The organism is Pseudomonas sp. PDM10 (genome assembly GCF_014852295.1).
GTDB lineage: Bacteria > Pseudomonadota > Gammaproteobacteria > Pseudomonadales > Pseudomonadaceae > Aquipseudomonas.
Genome location: NZ_JACVBJ010000002.1, coordinates 346,743 through 367,589, shown reverse-complemented (window position 1 = coordinate 367,589; position 20,847 = coordinate 346,743). Strand labels below are relative to the sequence as shown.

General features: G+C 59.9%; 17 protein-coding genes. 5 read left to right on the top strand and 12 right to left on the bottom strand.

The genetic code is table 11. The annotated features are described in order from the left end of the window. Positions 1–30: 30 nt before the first annotated feature. Together IB252_RS08190 and IB252_RS08185 are read right to left on the bottom strand one after the other, a co-directional pair. Positions 31–615 (bottom strand): DUF3156 family protein, encoded by a 585-nt coding sequence (locus IB252_RS08190; RefSeq protein ID WP_192408057.1) that lies wholly within the window; start codon positions 613–615, stop codon positions 31–33. Beyond that, complete coding sequence (locus IB252_RS08185; protein WP_192408056.1) at positions 596–2,095, bottom strand: APC family permease; 1,500 nt, start codon at positions 2,093–2,095, stop codon at positions 596–598. The genes IB252_RS08190 and IB252_RS08185 overlap by 20 nt, the downstream gene beginning before the upstream one ends. 305 nt (positions 2,096–2,400) lie before the next feature. On the opposite strand from IB252_RS08185, the gene IB252_RS08180 reads away from it, so the two are divergent. Then, positions 2,401–3,729 (top strand): hypothetical protein, encoded by a 1,329-nt coding sequence (locus IB252_RS08180; RefSeq protein WP_192408055.1) that lies wholly within the window; start codon positions 2,401–2,403, stop codon positions 3,727–3,729. 39 nt (positions 3,730–3,768) lie between these two features. Here IB252_RS08180 and IB252_RS30410 read toward each other — a convergent pair whose 3' ends face one another. The 3 genes from IB252_RS30410 to IB252_RS08165 all read right to left on the bottom strand — a co-directional run bounded on the left by IB252_RS30410 (position 3,769) and on the right by IB252_RS08165 (position 7,004). Beyond that, positions 3,769–4,674: a methyl-accepting chemotaxis protein gene (locus IB252_RS30410; RefSeq protein ID WP_192408054.1), complete on the bottom strand. Its 906-nt coding sequence runs from the start codon at positions 4,672–4,674 to the stop codon at positions 3,769–3,771. Positions 4,675–4,820: 146 nt separating this feature from the next. Beyond that, entirely contained in the window at positions 4,821–5,777 is a 957-nt protein-coding gene (locus IB252_RS08170; protein ID WP_192408048.1) for a p-hydroxyphenylacetate 3-hydroxylase reductase component, read from the bottom strand. Between the two features lie 57 nt (positions 5,778–5,834). Further along, the gene (locus tag IB252_RS08165; protein WP_192408046.1) at positions 5,835–7,004 is read right to left on the bottom strand and encodes a p-hydroxyphenylacetate 3-hydroxylase oxygenase component; all 1,170 of its coding nucleotides are present in this window, start codon (positions 7,002–7,004) and stop codon (positions 5,835–5,837) included. A gap of 275 nt (positions 7,005–7,279) precedes the next feature. Here IB252_RS08165 and IB252_RS08160 point away from each other — a divergent pair, with 275 nt between their 5' ends. Both IB252_RS08160 and IB252_RS08155 read left to right on the top strand, forming a co-directional pair. Then, on the top strand, positions 7,280–8,767 hold the full coding sequence (locus IB252_RS08160) for an aldehyde dehydrogenase family protein (protein WP_192408044.1): 1,488 nt from the start codon (positions 7,280–7,282) through the stop codon (positions 8,765–8,767). Between the two features lie 119 nt (positions 8,768–8,886). Then, positions 8,887–9,657 (top strand): class I SAM-dependent methyltransferase, encoded by a 771-nt coding sequence (locus IB252_RS08155; protein WP_192408042.1) that lies wholly within the window; start codon positions 8,887–8,889, stop codon positions 9,655–9,657. Between the two features lie 90 nt (positions 9,658–9,747). Here IB252_RS08155 and IB252_RS08150 read toward each other — a convergent pair whose 3' ends face one another. The 4 genes from IB252_RS08150 to IB252_RS08135 all read right to left on the bottom strand — a co-directional run bounded on the left by IB252_RS08150 (position 9,748) and on the right by IB252_RS08135 (position 14,504). Continuing rightward, positions 9,748–11,241: an amidase gene (locus IB252_RS08150; protein WP_225607348.1), complete on the bottom strand. Its 1,494-nt coding sequence runs from the start codon at positions 11,239–11,241 to the stop codon at positions 9,748–9,750. 14 nt (positions 11,242–11,255) lie between these two features. Then, the gene (locus IB252_RS08145; protein WP_192408038.1) at positions 11,256–12,500 is read right to left on the bottom strand and encodes an MFS transporter; all 1,245 of its coding nucleotides are present in this window, start codon (positions 12,498–12,500) and stop codon (positions 11,256–11,258) included. Positions 12,501–12,510: 10 nt separating this feature from the next. Continuing rightward, positions 12,511–13,443: a transporter gene (locus tag IB252_RS08140; protein ID WP_192408036.1), complete on the bottom strand. Its 933-nt coding sequence runs from the start codon at positions 13,441–13,443 to the stop codon at positions 12,511–12,513. A gap of 68 nt (positions 13,444–13,511) precedes the next feature. Beyond that, positions 13,512–14,504 carry a helix-turn-helix domain-containing protein gene (locus IB252_RS08135; protein ID WP_192408034.1) on the bottom strand — a complete coding sequence of 331 codons (993 nt, stop codon included), beginning with the start codon at positions 14,502–14,504 and terminating at the stop codon, positions 13,512–13,514. Positions 14,505–14,894: 390 nt separating this feature from the next. On the opposite strand from IB252_RS08135, the gene IB252_RS08130 reads away from it, so the two are divergent. Both IB252_RS08130 and IB252_RS08125 read left to right on the top strand, forming a co-directional pair. Next, the gene (locus IB252_RS08130; protein ID WP_192408032.1) at positions 14,895–15,941 is read left to right on the top strand and encodes an aromatic ring-hydroxylating oxygenase subunit alpha; all 1,047 of its coding nucleotides are present in this window, start codon (positions 14,895–14,897) and stop codon (positions 15,939–15,941) included. After that, positions 15,938–16,888 carry a PDR/VanB family oxidoreductase gene (locus IB252_RS08125; protein WP_192408030.1) on the top strand — a complete coding sequence of 317 codons (951 nt, stop codon included), beginning with the start codon at positions 15,938–15,940 and terminating at the stop codon, positions 16,886–16,888. Before IB252_RS08130 ends, IB252_RS08125 begins: the two co-directional genes overlap by 4 nt. 11 nt (positions 16,889–16,899) lie before the next feature. Here IB252_RS08125 and IB252_RS08120 read toward each other — a convergent pair whose 3' ends face one another. From IB252_RS08120 to IB252_RS08110, 3 genes are all read right to left on the bottom strand, one after another. After that, positions 16,900–17,613 (bottom strand): GntR family transcriptional regulator, encoded by a 714-nt coding sequence (locus IB252_RS08120; protein WP_007895809.1) that lies wholly within the window; start codon positions 17,611–17,613, stop codon positions 16,900–16,902. A gap of 92 nt (positions 17,614–17,705) precedes the next feature. Further along, positions 17,706–18,947, bottom strand: a complete 1,242-nt coding sequence (locus IB252_RS08115; protein ID WP_192408028.1) for a thiolase family protein — start codon at positions 18,945–18,947, stop codon at positions 17,706–17,708. Next, the gene (locus IB252_RS08110; protein ID WP_192408026.1) at positions 18,944–20,827 is read right to left on the bottom strand and encodes a feruloyl-CoA synthase; all 1,884 of its coding nucleotides are present in this window, start codon (positions 20,825–20,827) and stop codon (positions 18,944–18,946) included. The genes IB252_RS08115 and IB252_RS08110 overlap by 4 nt, the downstream gene beginning before the upstream one ends. Positions 20,828–20,847: the final 20 nt, after the last annotated feature.

Below are 20,847 nucleotides of genomic sequence, written 5' to 3'. Positions count from 1 at the left end.
CCGTATGTGAAAGCACTTATGATGCCAAACTCAAAGCGTGCGCAGCACTCGCTGCAAACCGCTCAAGGACTTGAGCAGCCAGTCGCGCTGCTCACGGCTCAAGGCGATGTAGCGACGAAAGGCCGGCATCCGGTTGACCACTTCGCTACCGCCCATATGCTCCAGCCGCACGCACCACTGACGCCCGTCCAGATCGATGCGCAAGCGCTTGAAGTCCAGCGGCATCAAGGCCTGGTGGAGCGCCCTGTCCTCCTGCAACTTGGCCTGCAACACGGCCAATAGCGCGACGTCTCCAGCACGCTGCCGACAGCAGATCCCGGTCCGTCGAACAGCCCCGCTATGGTGCAGATCGAAGCTCGTCGTGCCCTCAGTCGAGGCAGGCACCCGGATCACGAACTCGGTCATGACCAGGTGCATTAACAGCTGCGACTCGGTGCGCTCGACGATCTCCAATTGCAAGCTGCCATCGCCCAGCGAAGCCCGGGCCGCTGTCGGCTCTGTCTGCTCGAAACTGGCCAGGCCGAGGTTGCGCCGCAGGTGCTCGAGCGTCACCCCCGGCCGATAACCGGCCGGGGCGCGTCTGGCACTGAACAGCTCAGACAGTTTTTGCAGCATGGTCGATATACCCGTTGTTAGGGTGCCCTGGCTCATTCGAAAACTCCTTGGCCAGCACTTCTTCCACCGAAGCCGGCTTGAATGGATTGACCTTCTGCACGACTAACGTCCAGAACAGCGCGTACACCGCGGTGCCACCGAGCATCACCGCGAACGGAACATAGATGTCTGCCGGGTTCATGCCGGGCGGCGTGATGAACCACATGCCCAGCAGGATGCCGATACTGGAGACAATCTGTGGCAGCGGGAAGAATGGCGAGCGATAGGCCCTTGGCAGATCGGGACGGCGGATCCGCAGGATCACCACCGACAGCGTCACCAGCAGATAAGCGAAACTCCAGGCACAGACGGCCGCCAGCACCAGGGGCATGATGTGGTCGGCGTTGCCGCCCAGATACAGTGCATGCAGACAAGGAATCAGCATCACCACCAGAATGCACAGCAGCGGCGTCTTGAAGCGCGGATGCAGGTAGGTGAAGACCTTGGGCAATGCGCCGTCGACCGCCATGCCGTAGAGAATCCTCGGCACACCGGCCATCAGCGTATTGATGGTCGCCGCCCCGGCAAACAGAAAGCCGATCCCCAACCACATCGGACCGATATCGCCCATCACCTGCTCGGCGAACTTTGGAATGGCCATCGGTGTATCGAGCAGATGCACGCCGCTGGCGGCATCGAGCAACACGTTCTCCACCTGACGTTTCATCGCCGCGCCGTAGATGAACATGCACGTCGCCACGCTCAGCAAACCGAGAATCATCGCCTTGGGCATGACCTTGGCCGAATTGCGAAGGTCCGGCGCCAGCGGGGTGACGAACTCGCAGCCGACGAACATGAACATGGCCATGCCCACCAGCGACAGAATGGTAATCAGGTCAGTGCCGACCATCGACTCACCGAACCAGCCATCCAGTTGCACTGCTGGTGCGGCAATCAAACCCAATACACCAAACACCATCAAGGTGGTCCACATACCGAAGGTGAGGATGATCTCGGCCCTGCCGAAAGCACTGACGCCGAAGGCATTGAGAACCCCGAACACGATGACGAAGCCCACCCCCAGCAACCATGAACCGCCGGCCGATTCAGCCAGGGTATTGAGGTGTTCGAAGTTCACAAGCGCCATGACCCCGGAAAGAATGGTTTCCGCGGTTCCAGCGAACACATGGACGATCAGGTAGGCGGACAAGGTGCCGGTGATCGCGAAAAAACGGCCCATACCGCAATTGATGTAGTCATAGACCGAGCCGGTGGTCGGCAGGATCGACGCAGCTTCAGCGAAGGTGGTCGCCTGGGCCAGCATCATCACCACGGCGATCAGCATGGCCACGGCGAAGGCGCTGCCACCGATGCCGAACCCCATGGTCGCGGTGAGAATCACCGGGCTGGCCATGATCAGACCAATGGTGCTGGCGAGCGCAGTGGGAAAACCGACCGTGCCCCGGTTCAAATGCTCGGTGAGTCTGTCATTGATCGACATAGTGCAGATCCTCGAAAAGCGGATTTTTATAATGGATGTAACGAGCCGTTCAAGGAGCCGGCGATAACGCCCTCCCCAGCCAGTCCCTGATCGAAACGGCGCCGTGTGCAGAGTCACTGTGCGCCTCTGCCGCCCTGATCGTCTTGCCCATGTCTGCCGCCGGTTTTGTTGCTCCCTGCCATGGTTCCCCGCGTGGCTGACAGGATCAAATGTTTGGCACGCATGTGAAAGACTTCCCCCGCCCCCGGCCGCCCTAATGGGCGCTCGACCTACCTGCTGTCTTACCATACTGGGGAATAACAATAATGGAGCAAACACTGAAAGCGCGATCGCTGTCCAAGGCCGTCGCCCTGGGTATCGCACTCTTGATCACCGACTCGTCGGTCCAGGCCTACGAACTTTACGCCGATAATGACACCCATCTGAACGCCGACTTCCTGGCCGTGTACGGGATGTTCAACAGTCGCAAGAACTACGATGGCACGCCGGGCGGCTCCACCTGGCAGGAAGGTTTCATCAAATATGGATTGAGCGGCGATCAAGGGTTAGACGGCAACGGCACAGGCTATGGAGCGCTAAATTGGGTCAGCTCCGGCACTTGGGGCGACGGCGACGCCGCCGGCAACACCGACGGTTCGGAGCGCACCACTAAAATCGAGGACGCCTACTTGGGTTGGCGTTCTGCGGACTTGTTCCCGGCGCTAGGGAAAGACGGCGTCGATTTTTCCGCTGGTCGCCAAGTGGTCAAACTCGGCAGGGGGTTCCTGATCAACGACGACGGACCGAACCTGGGTAAAGGCCCGGCTGACGGTGCGCTGAACCGTGGCGGTGCCTACTACCTCGCGGCACGACATGCCTTCGACCGCACCGCAGTGCTACGCCTGGGTGGCCAGGATGGCCTGCATGGCAATGTACTGTGGCTCAAGTCTGACAACCGTGCCCAGGCTGAAACCGAGTTGGCGGCCGGCACCCTTGACTACACGGCCAAAGCCGGCACGCTGGGTCTGACCTGGGTCCACGGTATTGATGTCACGGACCAGTGGGCCAGCGACTTCCAGAAACAACGCAAAGGCATGGATATCTACAGCCTGCGCGGTGAAGGTGATGCCGGTATCGAGAACGCTAGTTTCGCTTTTGAATACGCTTGGCAGGACAAGGACGCGGGTCCTGAGAAAGCATGGTATGCCGAGGCCGGCTATACCTTCGCTGACATTGCCTGGTCACCGAAGCTGACCTACCGCTACACGCGTTACTCGGAAAAATGGGACGCCCTGTTCACCGGATTGAGCACCGGTTACGGCACCTGGTTCCAGGGAGAGGTTGCCTCCAACTACGCCGGTCCTTTCAATAGCAACACCAGCATCCATCATGTCGGCCTCAAGGCGACCCCGCTGGAGAATTTGACGGTCGGTGCGTTGTACTTCGACTTCAACACCCTGGATAAAAGCAATGCGCTCAATCTGGATGCCCGAGAGCTGGACCTGTATGTCGAATGGGCGGTCAACAGCCACCTGATCATCAGTCCGCTGATCGGTCTTTACCAGCCGAAACAGGATGCAAGCAACGGCGGCAATCAGGTGGGCGGCAACGGCACCAACGTCTACAGCCAGCTGACCGTGGCCGTGCCCTTCTGATCGCCGTCAGGAGCTGCCTTGCGCAGCTCCTGACGCGGTTTACTGTTTATGTTGATGCAACATCGTCTGAATCTGATGAGTCGCCTGGCGGGTATTTTCCGCCAGTTTGCGCACTTCATCGGCCACCACTGAAAACCCGCGCCCGACCTCGCCCGCCCTGGCCGCTTCGATGGCGGCGTTCAAGGCCAATAGATTGGTCTGGTCGGCGATGCCCTTGATGACCCCCACCACCGTCGCGATCTGGCCGTAGGTTGCCTGATTCTGTTCAAGCATTTGTTGATGGGTGGCCTTGGCTGAACGCTCATCGCTGATGTCGCGTACCGCGCCGATCACACGGGTCAAACGTCCCTGCTCATCACGGGCCGCACGACCACGCTCGCGACACCAGATGTAGTCACGGGTCTTGTGGCGCATCCGGTATTCAAAGACGTATTCGCCGCCACTGTGGGTTGCGAGGATTTCCCGATCGAAGATCGCCATGATCTTCGGCAGATCGTCTGGATGAGTAATGCTGACCTGAGCATCCCAGCCGTCGGGCAGCTCATGCAGCGCATAGCCCATGAGGATGCGGAACTGATTGGAAAACCGCATGCAGCTGGCTGGATCCTGCACATCGCCGTTGACCACGGTGATATCCCAGCAGCCTTCGGTCAGTGTCGACTGCAACAGTTCCCAGATCTGCTCCTCCTGCTGATGCTGGCGGGACAGCTGCACGTGCCGGCTTAACTCGACTTCAAGCGCCTGTTCGCGGCTCCGGGCCTGTTCCAGTTGCTGGCGAAGGGTTTCAAGCGCCTGCTCGCTTCTCTCCAATTGGCCGGTCTGGTCCTTGGCCAGGCTCTCGACCGTCAGCAGCCGCTGCACGATTTGGGCTTTTTCTTGCGTGAACTGTTCCAGCTGCACTGCCTCAGCGAGCGCCTGCAGCTGTTTATGTTTCTTGAAGAACATCAGCCTGTCCTTTGTTCGTCGAGTCGAAACACTGGATCTGATAGCAAACTAAAGGTGATTGCTTGTACGAGGCTGCTGAGGCGTTTGCTCCTGTCTGCCATCAATAAAAATGGCGCCCTGAGGCGCCATAAAAATTTGATGGGATATCAACAGTTACTGATCAGGCTCTTCAACACCGCTTTGAAGGTGTCGATCTGTTCTTCGCTGAAATCGGCGAACACCTTGTCCTGCTGCTCCCGAGCAATGGCCCAGAGGTCTTCGGTCTGCTCGATACCGGCAGTGGTCAGGCGCACGCGGCTGTCATCGTCGTTGACCAACCCTTTGCGCTTGAGGTTGGCCACCGCCTCATCGATTTCCCGCACCGGCATTGCCACCTCCCGCAACAGATCGTTCAGGCCCAGCCCAGCGTCACTTTCCAGCACCATCAGCATCCGTGCCTCGCTGGTGCGCAGGCCTGTGGACAGCTGCCGTGGCTGGTAGCTGGACTGGTAGGCCCGCACCGCCTGGGTCATCAGGTAATACAGATTGTGGCTGAGGCGCCCCTGGAAATGGCTGCTCGGAGGCTGGCTTTCATCGCGCTTGGTCATGCGGGTATGGGGCAGGACCATGGAGTAGGCGCCTTGGTGATAGAGCAACGGCGAGCGGCCGAAGTCGTCGAAGGCCACCACCTTGCCGATCATGATCCAGTGATCGCCGCCGTCCACTTGCTGGTATTTCTCACAGTGAAAACGCGCCGAGCAATCAGCGAATACCGGCGCGCCGCCCTCGCCTGGTTCGAATTCGATCTCGGCGAAGCGATCTTCCTTGGGGCGGGCGAAATTGTTGGAGAGGTCGATCTGGTCCGCCGCCAGTACGTTGACCGCGAAATGGCTGGCCTCTTCGAACACCTCGTGGCTGTTGGAACGCTTGTCGATGCTCCACAGCACCAGAGGCGGATCGAGGGATACCGAGTTGAAGCTGTTGGCGGTCACCCCGACTTTGCGCCCGGATGCGGTGGCGGCGGTCACCACGGTCACCCCGGTGGCGAAATTGCCCAGTGCCCGGCGAAAGGCGCGTGGGTCGAAGGTCGTTTCAGTGGCTGCACAAACGCTGTTATCAGACATGCAAGACTCCCGGACTGCTTTCAGGAGCAGTCCTGATTGTTGTTATGACGGTCCGACTCAGATCATGCTCGGATCAGGTTCCAGGCCCATCAGCTCGCGGCCGAGGATCTGCGCGCAGACGTCGTAGTCGGTGTAGGCATGGGCCCCGGTCATGTGCGAGTCGCGGAAGAGACGCTGCATCTCGTTGTGCTCGAACCAGGCGTTGCCACCAGCAGCCTCGAACAGACGGTCCACCGCTTGGATGCACATTTTGGTCGCGTAGGCCTGATTGGTGCGCCAGAACGCCAGGGTCTCGCGGGTTGGATAACGCTGCTGTTCGCTGTGTTCGGCATGTTCCTCCCAGGTTTTCTCGAGAAAGGCTCGGGCTGCAGCCACCTGATGAGTCGACTCGGCCAGACGCATCAAGGCCGGTGTCGCGGCACCGACCGCAGCACCGGTGTAGGCGCGCACGCGGGTTTTGGTCTTTTCGCGGAACACCTCAAGCATCCGCTCGGCAACACCCAGGCTGACAGTGGAGAAACCGCTGGCGAAGTAAGGACGATACGGCGAGTAGAAAATTTTGCTGTCCGGGTACAGACCGAAGCCTGCGGACTTGCCTTCCATCATGTCCTTGGCTTTCTGGATGCGGTGTTCTGGTACCAGCACATTGTCGATCATCAAGGTCTTGGTGCCGCTACCTTTCATACCGGCGGCGAACCAGTCGTCACGGATCTGGTAGTCGCTGCGTGGCACTACCGCGAAGCAGTAGTCCTGGGCGCCTTCAGCATTCTTGCGGCGGAAACCGACGATCGCCCACTCAGCGTGATCGCAACCGCTGCTCCAGCCCATTTCACCGCTGAACAGCACGCCGCCTTCGGTCTCTTCGGTACGCCCAAAAGGCGCGATGCTGCTGCTGGCGGTGGCATCCGGGTCAGTGCCCCAGACTTCCTGCTGCAGTTTGGCCGAGAACAGCGCCAGTTGATGGCTGTGGGTGCAGAGCAGGCTCATGGCCCATGCCGTGCTGGCACAAGAACCGGCGAGCAAGGCAATGCAGTCGGCGAATTGTGGCAGCGATATTTCCATGCCACCAAACTTCTTCGGCTGAAAGGCGCGGTGCATGCCGATGCTTTTGAGCAGCGCAATGTTCTCGTCGGGGACCTTGCGGTCCTGCTCGGCCTGAAAGGCATTGGCAGCGATGGTCGGCAGAATGGACTTGAGGTCTTCGAGAAGCGGGTTTGGCTTTTTCATGGACGGCCCTGCTTATTATTGGATGCCCGGCGATCTCCTCCGAATCGAAGGAGCGGCGCCGGATGCAGGGCCATTATGGAACGAGCCGTCCAGGTAAAAAATGCACCTTCCAGAGCCAATATTGTACTTTTCAAAGGCAACGACCACGTCTAGTGCTCAGGCGTCCAACTGCTCTGGCAGCCACAGACATGTGGCCCGGCAGGTATAGTCAAGCCACGCTTGGCCCCATGGAATAACCTCGGTCTTTTCTCTTGTTCGCGACCAGGAAAACCCCCATGAGCGATATTCCACTACTGCCAGAAGTTGAAGCCTTTCTCAGTCGAAGCCATGCGCTGTTTATTGACGGCGGTTACGTCCAGAGCCATTCCAGCCAGACGCTGGAGGTGATCAATCCCGCCACCGGCCAAGTCATCGCCCGAGTTGCAGACGCTGATCCTGTCGATATCGATGTGGCAGTGGAGTCGGCCAATCGCGGCTTCAAGCATTGGTCCCAGGTCGCACCGGCGACGCGGGGCAACGTGCTGCTGAAACTGGCTGACCTGCTGGAGCAAAACCGCGAAGAACTGGCGCAGATCGAAACCTGCCAATCGGGCAAAATCATCCAGATTTCCCGGGCATTCGAAGTCGACCAGGCTGCTCACTTCCTGCGTTATTACGCCGGCTGGGCGACCAAGATCAGCGGCCAGACCATCACCCCGTCACTACCCTCCTTCGCCGGCGAACGCTATACCGCTTTCACCCTGCGCGAACCGGTCGGCGTGGTGGTGGGCATTGTGCCGTGGAATTTTTCGACCATGATCGCCATCTGGAAACTCGCCTCGGCGCTGGTAACCGGGTGCAGCATCATCATCAAACCCAGCGAATTCACCCCGTTGACCATCCTGCGGATCGCCGAACTGGCGATCGAAGCCGGCCTGCCTGCCGGCGCGCTGAACGTATTGACCGGTGGTGGTCTGGTGGGAAAAGGACTGATCGAGCACCCCGGCACCGACAAGGTTTCGTTCACCGGATCAGTGCCCACCGGCATCGCTGTCGGCCGCAGTGCCATGGGCGCCGGGTTGACCCGTGCGACCCTGGAACTGGGCGGTAAAAACTCGGCAGGTTTCCTGCGCGATGTCGATCTGGACAAAGCGGTCAACGGTATTATCGAGGCCGGCTTCCTGCATTCCGGACAAATCTGCGCCGCGGCCGAACGGTTCTTCGCCCATAGCTCGCAGATCGAGCCGATCATGGACAAACTGGCCCAACGCTTGAGCAAACTGAACATTGGCTCGCCACTGGATGAGCGCACCGAATTCGGTCCGGTCACCAACCGCCAGCATCAACTCAAGCTCGAAGGCTTTTTCGCCAAGGCCCGTGCCGAAAACAACACCATCATCCACGGCGGCAACCTGATCGACCGGCCCGGCTGTTATGTCGAACCGACAGTGATCCTCGCCAACACCATCGACGACACTCTGCTCAACGAGGAAACCTTCGGCCCGATAGCCACCTTCTTCCCCTACGACACCGAAGAAGAATTGCTGGAACTGATGAACAACACGCCCTATGGCCTGAGTGCCAGCCTCTGGACCAATGACCTGAGCAAAGCCCTGCGCATGGTGCCCGCGATCGAGGCCGGCACTGTGTGGGTGAACATGCACACTATGCTTGATCCGGCGGTGCCGTTCGGTGGCAACAAGTCCTCGGGGGTGGGGCGGGAGTTTGGCAGTGCCTTTATCGATGATTACACCGAGCTCAAGTCGGTGATGATTCGTTACTGATAGCGGTTGAACTGTGGCGCGCTCATCGGGCCGCAGGTGCTAACGTGATGGCTTGCAGGAAGTGCGCACGAAATTGCGCACACGCTGTGTACCGCCATCCACAAAAAAGGTCGCTGATCATGACAGGTGTTCATAAGGCTGCTCAGCTTGGTTACTCAACAGAAGCCAGTACCTATGCTCATGGCCGCCCGGACTATCCAAGCGACCTTAAGACGTGGCTCAGGGAAACGCTTGACATAAATCCCGGCTCAACGGTCATCGACTTGGGCGCCGGCACCGGCAAGTTCACTCGACTGCTGAAATCAATGGACATCGATGTTATTGCCGTCGAACCGGTCGAGGCCATGCGAACCGAGTTTACCCATAATCTGCCGGACGTCAGGATACTGGAGGGAACGGCCGATTCGATCCCGCTCGGATCTGGAACGGCTCAGGCGCTGATATGCGCTCAGGCCTTTCACTGGTTCGCGACTGAAACGGCTCTGGCCGAGATCCATCGAGTGCTCCAACCGAACGGACGACTCGGGCTGATCTGGAACGTACGCGATGAGTCGGTGGACTGGGTGGCGGCCATCACCAAGATCATTACCCCCTACGAAGCCGATACCCCACGCTTTCATACCGGGGACTGGCTATTGCCCTTCACGGGGCGCTACTTCTCTGAACCCGAAGTGACCTGCTTTCCATACGCACATGCAGGCAGTGCCCAGGAGGTGATCATAGACCGGTTTTTGTCGGTGAGTTTCATCGCCGCTCTACCTCCCGCAGAGAAGGCGAAAGTTGCCGAGCAATTGCAGGCCCTGATCCAGACCCACCCGTCCCTGCGCGGGCATCAAACTATTGAGTTCCCGTATCAGACCCAAGCCTGGCTATGTCGCCGACTTGATTGAATTACTCATCAGTCCATCAGGCAATTGCCCCAGAGCGCATGCCTGCAAAGCGGCTCCAGACAGAGCCGCCTTACCGGAAACACTATGCACTCATCCAAACATCGAACTTGATCGGTGCACTGAAGCTGACCGCTGACAGGCATTCACCGGTGGTACCCGCCCCCGCCATGGTTGAGCACGCTCAAGCTGCCCGGCTAATGCCAACAAGGTACTTTCCTCGCCAAAGCGCCCGGCAAAATGCGCGCCCATGGGCAGGCCCGCAGCGCTCCAGTACAAAGGCACCGACATCGCCGGTTGGCCGCTGGCGTTGAACAGCGCCGTGAATGGCGAGTAGCTGTGGTAGCGTTCGATCAACTCATCCAGGCTCAAGCGATCGTCCTGAAGGTCCAGTTCACCAATCGGTATAGGTTCACGCGCCAGGGTCGGCGTGAGGATCAGGTCGTAATCCTCCATGAACACCGCCAACTGGCGACCCAAGGCATGAATCCACTCCACCGCCGCCGCATACTGCGCGCCGCTGACATCGCCCTTGCTGCGCAGAATGATCCGTGTCCGGGCTTCGAGTTCTTCAGGCTGCACCGCAAAACCGCGCATCTGGCCCAATACGTCGACATAGTGGCGAGTGCTTGCGCCAATGATTGTGAATACCTGATCGAGAAACTCTGGCAACACAACTGGCAAACTGACCGGTTCAATCCGGTGCCCCAGGGATTTGCACAAACTGGCGGCCTGGCGCACGGCATCGATACTTTCTGTAGAGGTTGGCCAAGGTCCCAATTGCTCGACCAACGCAATACGCAACGGCCGTGGATCACGCTCCAGTGCTGCGACATAAGGCTGCGTCTGCATGGGCGCGGCATAAGGGGCACCCAAATCAATGCCGGCCGTGGCATCCAACAACGCGGCGCTGTCACGTACCGACAAGGTAATTGCGTGCGGGGTCCCCATCCCGGCCCAGCCCTCACCGACCATCGGGCCTGAAGGTAGCAACCCGCGACTCGGTTTGAGTCCGAACACCCCGCAGCAGGACGCAGGGACTCGCAGGGAGCCACCCCCATCGTTGCCATGGGCGAAGGGCACAACTCTCGCCGCAACCAAGGCTGCCGCGCCGCCACTGGAACCACCCGCGCTATGGGCGATGTTCCAGGGATTGCGCGTGGCGCCAAATCGCGCTGACTCAGTGGAGTAAGACGTCCCGAACTCCGGGGAGGTACTGGTACCGAGAATCAGGCAACCTGCACGGCGCAAACGCGTCACGATTTCAGATTCGAAATCCGCCCGAAACCCTCCCAGGGACCGCGAACCATTGGTCATCGCCGCGCCGTTGACCGGAGAAAACAGATCCTTGATCAAGGTCGGGACACCGGCAAACACGCCTTCCACGGGCTGCGACTCTCGTGCCGCCTGACGAGCCGAATCGTACAGCCGCTCGGCTACCGCGTTGAGCTGCGGTTCAACCAGCTCGATGCGATCAATCACCGCCTCGAGCAGCTCGCAGGGTAGAACTTCACCACGTCTGACCCACTCGGCCAGACCTGTGGCGTCCTCGTTGTCCAGCAAGTTCTGGATGCCTTGCATACCCATCTCTCCCTTTAAAATTACGAATGACTCGATTCGAAAGTGCTGGCGACGGCTTTTCGTCGCGCTTGCATGCCGGCCAGCGCCCAGACCAGTGCCGAGGCAAAACTGGCGAACGCCAGCCATTCGATGGAATGGCTCAGGTCGCCCGAGAAAGCATTGATCAGTGCCACCACCAGCGGGCTGACAAATTGACCGAAGTACAGAAAAGCGGTAAATCCTCCCAACCCACGACCACGGGTATTGGCACTCAGGGCATTCATCACTGGCGCCATCGCGTTGGGCACCAGAAGCCCGGCGCCCAGACCGTGAATCAGCACCGCCACCAGTACAGCGTTGTAGCTTTGCCCGCGCATCAACAGCCAGAGCCCAAGCCCCAGCAATGTCAGCAGCAGCGCATTGCAACCGGCGATACCGATGCGTCTACGCAACAGCGGCCACATCAACGAACCACCCAAGGTCGCCAGCAGACTCAAACCCGCCGAAAGCCCGATCATCGTGCTTGAGGTAATCCCCAGGCTGACCAGCAGAATCGGTGCCTGAATCGGCACGATGAAGCTCAAAACCATACCGCTGAGGATCAGCAGATAACCAAGCACCAACGGAAACACTGCGACCTTTCCCTGATCGCGCTCCTCGACCTGTTGCTTGCCGGTCGCAGGCTCCCACAACACCTTCATCATCACCGGCACCAGCAACAGCGGCAGCAGGTACAGCAAGAACGGCAGACGCCAGGAATGCTCACCCAATGCACCGCCCACCACAAAGAACAGCGAGCCCACCAGGCCGATGGTCACCACTTGCCGATTGATGTAGCGCAGCCGTTCCTCGCCCTGCCAATAGTCGGCAATCAAGGTGGCGCAGCAGGTCATCACCGCGGCTTCGGTACAACCGAACAACAGACGCACGCCGACGATGGCCGACAAGTCATCGAGCACTGCCGGCACGGCCCCGAGCAAGGCGTACAGCAAGGTTGCAATCACCAGCAAAGTCTTGCGCCCGACCCGATCGGCCAACCACCCGGCCAGGGGCGCGCACAGTGCTATCGCCAGCGCCGGCCCGGTGACCGCCAAAGGCACCAGCAAGTTAGCCTGGGGTTCCAGGGGGCCGAACTCGGCGCCAAGCTTGGGCAATATTGGAGCGACCATCACCGCGCCCATGATGGTCAGGCTGCTGCCAAGCATCAGCACCAGTCCTTCACGTCGCCCACTGGCCTGACGTGGCGAAGAGGAGGCAGCAGCTGAAACAGAACGTGATTGGTTCATGACAAGCCCCTCAGAAACTTTGAGAAATACGCAGAGCCACGGTGTAGCCCTCGGCACGATTGCTGGCGTCATGCTCCTTGTAGGCATGCAGCCAGACAGGTGGCAACCCCGGTTTGAAGTAGCTCACCGCAGGACCAATCGCCAGGACCCGCGCGCGGTTGCCCGCCTCCAGACCCGGTGCATCGTCATCGGTGAACTGGCGGTAGTAGTAACCGCCCAGCCCCACGGTCCATGGCCCTACGTGCTGGCCGACGGCGAATTCGTGACGGTACTCGACACCATTTTTGTAATCGGTCGCGTGGTTACGCGTATTGACGTCGACTTCAAAGCTTGAAGAAACCTCGAAGCCACTGTCGGTGATGTAGGTGGCGTTGACGATCGGCGAGAACGTCCAGTGATTGAGGCCAGGTGAAACCAGACGATTCTTGTCGTAGTCACCGGTGGGTGTCTGGATCTGCAGCTGCGTGTTGATGAACAGATTCGGCGACAGGTTCCACTGCAAGATCAATGGCAACAATTGCACGTCGGCCATTCGAAAGGGGTCGGCTTCCAGGCTCAACGGCCCGACCGGCGTCGGCACCTTAACTGAAGCGTCCATTTTGAAGAACGGCACCACCACGCCGAAACCATACTTGGCGCCCAATACGGTGTGATCCGTCATCCGCATGTACGCGACGCCGATCGACAGCACGTCCAGCGAGAAGTTGTTGTCGAGTGAGCGCCCGTGGCGGTCCTTCTGAACGTTGGCCGAGTAAAACGAAGTTCGCAGACCCAGGGTCCCGAAAGGTGTTGCCGGCGGCATCATCCCCGCGCCGAAATCATAAACACCGACAGCCGTGGTCGGCGCGCCGTTCTCGGTGCCATGAGCGGTGGCGCAGAAACCAAGCAGCCCCAATGTGAACAACGTGAAGGTTCTGACGCTTGAATTATTGTTATGAATCATCGAATGCCCCTCCCATCAAGTGGTGTGGGCCATCCTAGTAAGCAGTGCAGTAGACGGGTTATCCGATTTCAGCAGAGTTGGGTGCGACGCAAAGTCTGTGAAGGGCTTTCACCGAACATGGTTCGGTAATCGCTGGAGAAACGACTCAAATGCCAGAAACCCCAGCGTGCTGCCACTTCTTGTACCCCATGGGATTGAGTGCTCTTTCGCAGTTCGCGGCGCACTGCATTGAGGCGTAACGCCCGCAGATACGCCACCGGATTGATTCCCAGGGTTTCCTGAAAACAGTACTGAAGTTTGCGCCGGCTGGCGCCTATGTGATTGCACAGGTCAAGAATCGACAGCGGCTCGTCGAGGTGGCCGAGCGCATACTCGCGAGCCCGATCGACCATCCTTTTGCGTGCCGTGGGATTGAGTGGCGGGGCTTGATCCGGCGCAACCAATTCCAGCAAGTGCAGCATCACCGCATCGCGTATGCCACGGCGGATCGAGTCATACCCAAGCAACGCATCACGCTGCTGATCGCAGGCCGACAGTTCATCGAACAGCGCAGCGAGCTCAGCGGGCACAGAGGAGTTGCCCAAACGGTAACACTTGGGAAGATCGGTAATTCGAAAGTGACTGCCCTGACGCTCCAGGAGATGCTCAAGTGCCTTTTCTTCAATCGCCACCCCAAGCAAATCAAGTTGCTGCGGCGTGCGCAACTCGGGAAGATTTTCACCGTGAGCGACTAACAGGCTGAGCTCGTGAATCGGATGCCCCGAGCAATAGACCGAGCCGTGGGCACTCAAAGGTATGCTGAAGGTGATTGCACCTTTCCAGGCCATGCCACTTTTAGTCATGGCCTGATTAGAGCGGTCGCGCACCAGTTGCATCCAGTCCGAACGGAACTCGATCAGCTCACCTTCAAAGCGTCCCGGGGTTAACTGATCGTAGCGAACTTGCCAGCCGCCCAAATTCCGGGCGTGCTCATCGATGTCGCTGGTCAGAAAACGCTGGATGGGTAACGCCGATCGGACAGCCACTGAGGCCGGTGGTATCAGCACATTATTATTGTTCATTGACCCAACCTTCATCAGTTCCAAGGCTTACAGGCCTGACATCACGCAAGTTCCATTCCGGCCTCACAGTAGAACGCTCATTTGTGCCGAAAATGGATAGTTCAAGGATTCACCACCTTATGCCCTTAGAGTCTGGCGCCCCCCAAGCACTCTCCCAAACCACCCACTTCTGTCACTCACGAAGAAACCGTCGCCGGTGGTTTTTTTGTACATGAACACCAATTAATGGATCCATTGATTGCATTAAAATAAATTTGCCTTGAGCGAACCATGCTTTTTAGTCCTAAAAATACGCATAAAATCCATTAGACAGTGGTTGACGCGCAGGATCAACTTATCGCCTAATGGATCCACTAAAACAAAAACAAGCGCTGACTTGGAGATTTTTTCATGTACCCAAAAAACACTTGGTATGTCGCCTGCACCCCCGATGAAATTGCGCAAAAACCCCTCGGGCGGCAGATCTGCGGCGAAAAAATCGTTTTCTATCGCAGCCAGGAAAACCAGGTTGCAGCGGTCGAGGACTTCTGCCCTCATCGCGGTGCACCGCTGTCTTTGGGCTATGTGGAAAACGGCAATCTGGTGTGCGGCTATCACGGCCTGGTGATGGGCTGCGACGGCAAGACCGTGGAAATGCCCGGGCAGCGGGTTCGCGGCTTTCCGTGCAACAAGACATTTGCTGTGGTCGAGCGTTACGGATTTATCTGGGTCTGGCCCGGCGATCAGGCGTTGGCCGACCCGGCGCTGATCCATCATCTGGAATGGGCGGTCAGCGACGAGTGGGCCTATGGTGGCGGCCTGTTCCACATCCAGTGCGACTATCGCCTGATGATCGACAACCTGATGGACCTGACTCACGAAACCTACGTTCACGCGTCCAGCATCGGCCAAAAGGAAATCGACGAAGCACCGCCGGTGACCACGGTCGACGGCGACGAGGTGGTCACTGCCCGCCACTTGGAAAACATCATGGCCCCGCCCTTCTGGCGCATGGCCCTGCGCGGCAACAATCTGGCCGACGATGTACCCGTGGACCGCTGGCAGATCTGCCGCTTCATCCCGCCCAGTCATGTGCTGATCGAAGTCGGTGTGGCCCATGCCGGCAAAGGTGGTTATCACGCCCCCCATCAGTTCAAGGCGTCGAGTATCGTCGTCGACTTCATCACGCCGCAAACCGAAACCTCGATCTGGTACTTCTGGGGCATGGCGCGCAATTTCAACCCGCAGGATGAAGCCTTGACCGCGAGCATTCGCGAGGGTCAGGGGAAGATTTTCAGCGAGGACCTGGAGATGCTCGAACGCCAGCAACAGAACCTGCTCAGCCATCCCCAGCGCAACTTGCTCAAGCTCAATATCGACGCCGGCGGTGTGCAGTCGCGCCGTATTCTGGAGCGCCTGATCGCCGAGGAACGAGCCCCGCAGGAGTCAATGGCATGATCGAAGTGCTGGTGGTATCCCGCAACAACGAAGCCCAGGACATCTGCAGCTACGAGCTGGCCAGTGTCGATGATCGACCGCTACCGACCTTCAGCGCCGGCGCGCATATCGATGTGCACCTGCCCGGTGGCCTGATCCGGCAATATTCCCTGTGCAACCACCCCGAAGAACGCCATCGCTACCTGATTGGCGTGCTCAAGGATCCGACCTCTCGCGGTGGTTCACTGGCCATGCACGAGCAGATCCAGCCCGGCACGCGGCTGTCTATCAGTGAGCCGCGCAACCTGTTTCCGTTGGCGCATGAGGCCCGGCGCAGCCTGCTCTTCGCCGGCGGTATCGGCATTACCCCGATCCTGTGCATGGCCGAGCGCCTGGCCCATAGCGGTGCGGATTTCGAACTGCACTACTGCGCCCGTTCGCGGGAGCGCGCGGCCTTTGTCGAACGCCTGCAACACTCGCCTTTTGCCCACCGGGTATTCCTGCATTTCGATCAGGAACCCGACACCGCGCTGGACGCGGCCAAGGTCCTGGCCACACCTCAGAACGATGTGCATTTATATGTGTGTGGCCCCGGCGGTTTTATGCAGCATGTGCTGGACACGGCCAAGGCTAAAGGCTGGCAGGAGCAATGCCTGCATCGCGAGTACTTCGCCGCCACCCCTGTCGACACTGGCGCCGATGGCAGTTTCTCGATCAAGGTCGCCAGCAGCGGCCAGGTCTTCGAGGTGCCGGCCGACAAGAGCGTGGTACAGGTGCTGCAAAACCAGGGCATCGAGATCGCCATTTCTTGCGAACAGGGTATTTGTGGCACCTGCCTGACTCGGGTTCTCGAGGGCGTGCCGGAACACCGTGACCTGTTCCTCACCGAGGATGAACAGGCCTGCAACGACCAATTCACCCCTTGCTGCTCGCGCTCGAAAACGCCGCTGCTGGTGCTGGATATCTGAAAGAGCCGCGCCTATTCCGAGCGGAGAATGACCTTCATCCGCTCTTCAGCCGTCGCTGAGCCGAAGATCTCGGCATAGCGCAGCGTGGCGTTGGCGTGCTCGCGCATGATCGCTTCGGCACGCGCGCCCTGGCGGTTGACCAGGGCATCGAACACCGAATGGTGTTGCATGTGGGCGTAGTTGAAGCGTCGGTATTCCCGGACCATGTCGTTGCGGTCCACTGCCAGGGCTGTAACCGAAGCGAAGGGCAAATGATCGTTGCGCGCCAGTGCGTCGGCGATCGCCGGGTTGTGGCTGCCTTCGACAATCACTTCGTGAAAACGCATGTTGAGGTCGTGATAGACCTCCAGGTCCTCGATGGTCACAAACCCCTTGTCGAACAGCTGATCACCTTGCATCAGGCACTGTTCAAGGGTCGCCCGGGCCTCGTCCGATAGCCCGCGCTCGGCGGTCTGACGCGCCGCCAGGCCTTCGAGCACACCTCGCACTTCAACCGCGCCGGCAATGTCATCGGGGCTGACCGAACGCACCTGAAACCCGCGCCCGCCAAAGCGCACCAGCAAGCCTTCCTGCTCCAGCGTGCGGAACGCCATGCGCACCGGCATTCGCGAGACACCAAACAACTCTGCTGTGGGAATTTCCATCAAGCGCTCGCCAGCCGCCAGCTCGCCCGAGGCGATCATCTTGCGCAACGCGACCAGCACCGTTTGACCGGGCTTACTCATCCAGGCAACTTCCAGAAAGGTGGGTCTGCATAGTAACGCAAGACGGTGACGCCAGGATTGGGCTGACTACAACAAAGGCCTCGGGGTTAACCTCAGCCTTGATACGCCGGGTTTTCGATCAGCAGAGCCATGCCCTGCCCGCCACCGACACACGCGGCGGCGATGCCATAACGCAGATTGCCCTCGCGCAATTGCCTGGCCAGGGTCAGCACCAGGCGCAAACCCGTGGCGGCCAAGGGATGCCCCAAAGCAATCGAGCCGCCCCGCCGGTTGAGCCGATCACCGTCCAGTTCAAGCGCCTGGGCCACAGCCAATACCTGAGCGGCCTGAGCCTCATTGATTTCCAGCAAGCCGATTTCACCAAGGGCCAAACCGCTGCGTTGCAGAAGCAGCTGGATGGCTGGCGCAGGCCCTATCCCCATGAATTCCGGTGCCACGCCCACCACGGCACTGGCCAGCAAATGGGCCAACGCCGGACGCCGGGCCGCAGACGCTCGCCCCACCAGCGCGGCCGCCGCGCCATCGACCACCGCGCAACTGTTGCCGGCCGTTTGCACACCGCCGGCATGCACCGCCCGCAACCGGCCCAAGCCGTCCAGATCGGTGGGTCGCGGATGACTATCGCGAGTCACGCGGTCTACGCCCCGTGGCAACTGGATACTCCGTGGCTGATAGCCGGCCAGTTCAAAACGCTCATTGCCGAGCGCCACGAGCTCCGGCTCAAACCAGCCATCGGCTTGGGCCTGCAGCGCCAATTGATGGCTGTCGAGGGCGTAACGATCCACCTCTTCGCGGCTCAGGCCGTGCCGCCGGGCCAGGTTGTCGGCGGTGGTGATCATGTCTACGCCCGGGGCCGGGTCGTAGAGGGCTTCCCAGAGAAAGTCCTTGAATTCCACGCCCGCACCGAGCCGGAAACCGCTGCGGTGGGTATAGGCGGCAATGGGGTTGCGCGACATGGATTCAGCCGCCACGCACAGGGCTAACTGCACGCCGTCATCCAGCTGCCTGGCGGCCTGCCGCAAGAGTTCGAAACCAGTGGCGCAGATGCGCTGCACACCCAGTGCCGGAGTCTCTTGCGGCACGCCACTATAAAGGCCGATATGCCGAGGCAGCAGGTAAGCATCGAAACTGGCCTGAGCCATGGAGCCAGCCAACACGCTATCGACCAAAGATGGATCGATAGCGGCGCGGGCCAGCACCTCGCGCCCGACCTTGATCCCCAGGTCGATCGGCGAAACCTGGGCCAAGGCCCCGCCGAGATCGACCCAAGGCGTGCGCAGTGCTTCGAAAATGGCCACATCGCCAAAGCTCGAATACTGCCCCACTCCACTCATGGCAGAGGTCCGGCACGCAAGATGGAAGGTTCTTCGCCGCGATACAGCGCCTCGACCTTGTCGGCGCGCCACTGCAACACCGCGCGCTGGTTGATCGAGCCCTTGTCGGTGATTTCACCGCGGTCGATGGAGGCGGGTTCGTCGAGCAGCGCGATCCATTCCAGGCGGCTGGCATTCCCGGTGGCGTCGCGGTTGAGCCGTTGCAGCCAATCGCCGAACCATTCTCGCACCGGCGCGCTGGCCAAGGCTTCGGCATCGCTGGCGTGCGCACTCAAACCGGCCAGACGTCGGCATTCGTAAAGACGGGGAAAGACCAGTGCACCCAGGCACTCACGGTCCGGCGCGGCCACCACCAGGTCCTGAACATAGGGCGAACCTTCGAGCACCGCGCGATTGCGCAACGGGCCGACGCTGACAAACACGCCGGAGCTCAGTTTGAAGTCCTCGGCGATGCGCCCGTCGAACATCAGCCCCAGTTGTGGATCGCGGGCGTCGGCCAGTTTCAATGCGTCGCCGGAACAGTAGAAACCCTGCTCGTCGAACACTTCGGCGGTCTGCTGCGGCGCGCGCCAGTAACCCGGCATGATGTGCGGCCCGCGAAAACGCCCCTCCAGCTTGCCGTCCACCGGCACCAGCCGCACTTCGCAACCGGGTGCCGGCAGGCCGATGTAGCCGGCCATGGACAATGGCCCGGTGGTGAACGTGCAGGACGGTGCCGCCTCAGTCATGCCGAGCCCGGCCATCATACGAATGCGTTCGCCACAATGCAGTTCGGCAACCCGGTCCAGGCGATCCCAAACGCGCTGGGACAAACCGGCGGCGGCGAAAAAGAACAGTTTCATGCGCGAGAAGAAACGTTCGCGCAACTCGCCGTCCTGCTCCAGCGCGTTGACCAGTTCTTCCCAGCCCTTGGGCACGGTGAGGTACGCGGTGGGTGATATTTCCTTGAGGTTGCGCAGTGTTTCAGCAAACCCCTGGACAGTCGGTTTGCCGTCGTCCAGATAAAAAGTGCCGCCGTTGTACAGCACGATCCCGACGTTGTGGCTGCCCCCGAAGGTGTGATTCCACGGCAGCCAGTCCACCAGCACCGGAGGTTCTTCGCCGAACACAGGGAAGGTCTGCAACAGCATCTGCTGGTTGGCGCAGAGCATGCGCTGGGTGGTGATCACCGCCTTGGGTAGTTTGGTCGAGCCGGAGGTAAACAGAAACTTGGCGATGCTGTCCGGTCCGGTGGCCGTGAAGGCGCAATCGGCCTCGGCACCGCCGGGCTGTTCCAGCAGGCTGTCAAAGCTCGTCTGACGGCGGCCCGGTATTTGGCCACGCACGGTGATCAGCGGCGTTTCGGCCGGCAGCACCGCATCGATCGCCCGCTGATAGGCCGCGGCGTCGCTGACGAACACCAGGCCCGGTTGCAGCAGATTGCAGACATGCCGCAGCTTGGCGAAATCCTGGGACAACAGCGAATAGGCAGGAGAAACCGGGCAGTAAGGAATCCCGGCATACATCGCGCCCAAGGCAATCTGTAAATGCTCGATGTCGTTGCCCGAGAGGATCGCCAGCGGTCGTTCGGCCGAAAGCCCATAGCTGAGCAGGCGTTGGGCAATGGCACGGACGCTGGTCAGCATCTCGGCGTAACTCACCCGGCGCCAGTCGCCGCCGTTCTGGCGAGCAGCGATAAAGGTCTGTTGCGGGCGCACATGGGCCCAATGCACCAAGCGATCCAGCAAACGTGCAGGCAACTTGGCCAAGGGTTCCAGGGAGCGCATATGCAGGATGCCCTGCTCTTCGCTGACCTCGACCGCAGGATTGCCGATGGACACCTGGCGATAGCGCGGTGCGTTGGCTTCGATCTGGCGTGTCGATCTGAATTCGGAACTCACGTGCTTGCTCTCCATCAAGG

Excerpts from the sequence above, each read along its gene's own strand:
- IB252_RS08115 (WP_192408028.1), bottom strand. The coding sequence starts at position 18,947 with ATGAGTGGAGTGGGGCAGTATTCGAGCTTTGGCGATGTGGCCATTTTC.
- IB252_RS08140 (WP_192408036.1), bottom strand. The coding sequence starts at position 13,443 with ATGATTCATAACAATAATTCAAGCGTCAGAACCTTCACGTTGTTCACA.
- IB252_RS08180 (WP_192408055.1), top strand. The coding sequence starts at position 2,401 with ATGGAGCAAACACTGAAAGCGCGATCGCTGTCCAAGGCCGTCGCCCTG.
- IB252_RS08120 (WP_007895809.1), bottom strand. The coding sequence starts at position 17,613 with ATGAGTAAGCCCGGTCAAACGGTGCTGGTCGCGTTGCGCAAGATGATC.
- IB252_RS08185 (WP_192408056.1), bottom strand. The coding sequence starts at position 2,095 with ATGTCGATCAATGACAGACTCACCGAGCATTTGAACCGGGGCACGGTC.
- IB252_RS08135 (WP_192408034.1), bottom strand. The coding sequence starts at position 14,504 with ATGAACAATAATAATGTGCTGATACCACCGGCCTCAGTGGCTGTCCGA.
- IB252_RS08145 (WP_192408038.1), bottom strand. The coding sequence starts at position 12,500 with ATGAACCAATCACGTTCTGTTTCAGCTGCTGCCTCCTCTTCGCCACGT.
- IB252_RS30410 (WP_192408054.1), bottom strand. The coding sequence starts at position 4,674 with ATGTTCTTCAAGAAACATAAACAGCTGCAGGCGCTCGCTGAGGCAGTG.
- IB252_RS08165 (WP_192408046.1), bottom strand. The coding sequence starts at position 7,004 with ATGAAAAAGCCAAACCCGCTTCTCGAAGACCTCAAGTCCATTCTGCCG.
- IB252_RS08155 (WP_192408042.1), top strand. The coding sequence starts at position 8,887 with ATGACAGGTGTTCATAAGGCTGCTCAGCTTGGTTACTCAACAGAAGCC.
- IB252_RS08150 (WP_225607348.1), bottom strand. The coding sequence starts at position 11,241 with ATGGGTATGCAAGGCATCCAGAACTTGCTGGACAACGAGGACGCCACA.
- IB252_RS08190 (WP_192408057.1), bottom strand. The coding sequence starts at position 615 with ATGCTGCAAAAACTGTCTGAGCTGTTCAGTGCCAGACGCGCCCCGGCC.
- IB252_RS08125 (WP_192408030.1), top strand. The coding sequence starts at position 15,938 with ATGATCGAAGTGCTGGTGGTATCCCGCAACAACGAAGCCCAGGACATC.
- IB252_RS08160 (WP_192408044.1), top strand. The coding sequence starts at position 7,280 with ATGAGCGATATTCCACTACTGCCAGAAGTTGAAGCCTTTCTCAGTCGA.
- IB252_RS08130 (WP_192408032.1), top strand. The coding sequence starts at position 14,895 with ATGTACCCAAAAAACACTTGGTATGTCGCCTGCACCCCCGATGAAATT.
- IB252_RS08170 (WP_192408048.1), bottom strand. The coding sequence starts at position 5,777 with ATGTCTGATAACAGCGTTTGTGCAGCCACTGAAACGACCTTCGACCCA.